Source organism: Achromobacter maghribensis (genome assembly GCF_057334215.1).
Genome location: NZ_JBHFII010000044.1, coordinates 93,216 through 95,875 on the forward strand (window position 1 = coordinate 93,216; position 2,660 = coordinate 95,875).

Annotated in this window: 3 protein-coding genes; 1 reads left to right on the forward strand and 2 read right to left on the reverse strand. The window is 64.4% G+C overall.

The genetic code is table 11. The annotated features are described in order from the left end of the window. Positions 1-579, reverse strand: a 579-nt coding sequence (asd, locus tag ACE039_RS18385; protein ID WP_485822987.1) for an archaetidylserine decarboxylase, incomplete at its 3' end; no start/stop codon positions are given. 109 nt (positions 580-688) lie between these two features. Further along, on the reverse strand, positions 689-2,320 hold the full coding sequence (locus ACE039_RS18390; RefSeq protein ID WP_485811915.1) for an ATP-binding cassette domain-containing protein: 1,632 nt from the start codon (positions 2,318-2,320) through the stop codon (positions 689-691). Here ACE039_RS18390 and ACE039_RS18395 point away from each other — a divergent pair. Beyond that, positions 2,319-2,660: hypothetical protein (locus ACE039_RS18395; protein ID WP_485822988.1), on the forward strand; the 342-nt coding region annotated here is incomplete at its 3' end. The genes ACE039_RS18390 and ACE039_RS18395 overlap by 2 nt on opposite strands.

The window sequence follows — 2,660 nt, forward strand, 5'->3', positions numbered from 1 at the left end:
GGTGTCGAACAGGCAGACGACGCGTTCGTTGCGGGCGAACAGGCGCGGCACATTGCGCGCGGTCAGCGGGTTCACCGAGAACAGGCGGCCGGGCACGTGGACCATCTCGCGCAGCGTGCCGGCAACGGGCATGTGCACGCGGTGATAGTCCTTCGGCGACAGATAGATGGTGGCGAATTCGCCGCCCTGGAATGGCGCGGCGCGCTCCGTGTCGCCGCCCAGCAGGTCGACCAGGCCGTAGCTGTGGCCTTTGGCCTGGAAGATACGGCCCTGTGCGATGGGGCCCATTTGGCTGATGGCGCCGTCGGCCGGGCAAAGCACCGAGCCGGGCTGGTCGTCCAGGGGCCGCGCATCGTCTTTCAGCGCGCGCGTGAAGAAGTCGTTGAAGCAGTCGAAGGCCAGCGGGTCTTCCTGCACGGCTTCGCGCATGTCCACGCCGTACTTGCGGACGAAGCGCGAGATCATCCAATTCTTGACCGCGGGTTCCCGGCAGTCTGAGGCGTATCCGAAAAAGCGCGACACCAGATGGTGGGGCGCAAGATACTGGCTGGCGAGGAATACTTGGTCTTTGATCGTCATCTACGAGCGCTGAAAAAACGCGTCCCGCAGACAGCGGGACGTGGTTGAAGGTTGCCCGCACACGTCAGGGGGATGACCGGTGCGGGCAATTCGCGGGATTGTAACGCGATCAGGCGGCTTTGGCGGCCAATTTGGTCTTGTAGAGCCAGTCTTTATAGTCGTCCAGGTCACCGTCGAACGGGCTGACGGCGCCATCGGCCACGATGATGAATTCGTCGGTGGTCGCGCGCAGCAAATGGCGGTCGTGCGACACCAGCATCAGCGTGCCTTCGAATTGCGCAAGCGCCGTGGTCAGCGCTTCACGCGTTTCCAGGTCCAGGTGGTTGGTGGGCTCGTCCAGCAGCAGCAGGTTGGGGCGCTGCCAGACGATCAGCGCCAGCGCCAGGCGGGCCTTTTCGCCGCCGGAGAACGGGGCGATGGAGCTGGTGGCCATGTTGCCGTTGAAGTTGAAGCTGCCCAGAAAGTTGCGCAGCTCCTGCTCGCGCACGGTGGGCGCGATCTTCATCATGTGCCACAGCGGCGATTCGTCGTGGCGCAGCATCTCGACCTGATGCTGGGCGAAGTAGCCGATCGACAGGCCCTTGTTGAATTGCGTGTCGCCCGCCAGGGATTCGAGGTCGCCCGCGATGGTCTTGATGAAGGTGGACTTGCCCGCGCCGTTGATGCCCAGCAGCCCGATCCGCTGCCCAGCCTGCAGCGAGAAGTTGATCCCCGACACGATGATCTTGTCCGACACGGCCTGCGTGTCTTCGTCTTCGACGCGGTAGCCGGCGCTGACCTTGTCCATCGTCAACAGCGGATTCGGCGCGCGCAGCGGTTCGCGGAATTCGAACGAGAACTCGGCGGCTGCGCGCAGCGGCGCCATTTCTTCCATGCGGGCCAGCGCCTTGATGCGGCTTTGTGCTTGCCGCGCCTTGCTGGCCTGGGCCTTGAAGCGGTCGATGAAGGACTGCAGGTGCGAGCGTTGGCGCATCTGCTTTTCCATCATGCCTTGCGCCAGTTCCAGCTGAGCGGCACGTTGGCGTTCGAAAGACGAATAGTTGCCCGAGTAGCGCTTGAGTTTGCGTTCGTCGATGTGGACGATGACGTTGACCACGCCGTCGAGGAAATCGCGGTCGTGCGAGATGACGATGAGCGTGCCCGAATAGCGCTTGAGCCAATCTTCCAGCCAGATGATGGCGTCCAGGTCCAAGTGGTTGGTGGGTTCGTCCAGCAGCAGCAGGTCGGACGGGCACATCAGTGCTTGCGCCAGGTTCAGGCGCATGCGCCAGCCGCCGGAGAAGCTGGTCAGCGGCAAGTGCATCTGGGCCTGGGTGAAGCCCAGGCCGGTCAGCAACTGTTCGGCGCGCGAATGCACGGTGTAGGCGTCGGCATCGGCCAAGGCGGCGTAGATGTCGCCCATGCGCAAGCCGTTCTCGGCGCTTTCAGGCTCGGCTTCCAGCGCCGCCAGTTCGGCTTCGAGTTTACGCAGCGTGACGTCGCCGTCGATCGCGTATTCGATGGCCGGACGGTCCAGCGCGGGAGTTTCCTGCGCGACATACGCCATGCGCCAGCTGGAGGGGTAGTCCAGATCGCCCTGGTCGGCGTGCAGCGTGCCGCGCAGCAGGCCGAACAGGCTCGACTTGCCGGCGCCGTTGGCGCCGATCAGGCCGATCTTGTCGCCCGGGTTCAACAGCAGGTCGACCTTGTCTAGCAAGGGCTTGACGCCGCGCATGAGTGAAACTTGTTGGAAGCGGATCATGAATCGTGTGGCTGGGGGTGGCGCGGCAGGCGCGCGGCAAGGCTCCCGCCACAAGGCGCGGCGCAAAAAAGGGAACCGGGGCGGGATCGCGCGCGAAGCTGGCGAACTGATGGATGCAGTCGGGCGCGAAAGGCAAAAAAGACGGGCGGCCGATACGGGCCGCCATCCAGTCGTGGGCATTATTGTACCGGGCCGCGCGCATCGGCGCAGCCGCATGGGCATATCGGGCCGGGCAGCTGTGGTTTTCGCCCCCGATATCGCGCCGACTTTCCGTCAATTTTGCGCCGATTTTGCATTGGCGCCCGGCGCTGAGACCGCGCCTGATACCGCTCTGTGGCGG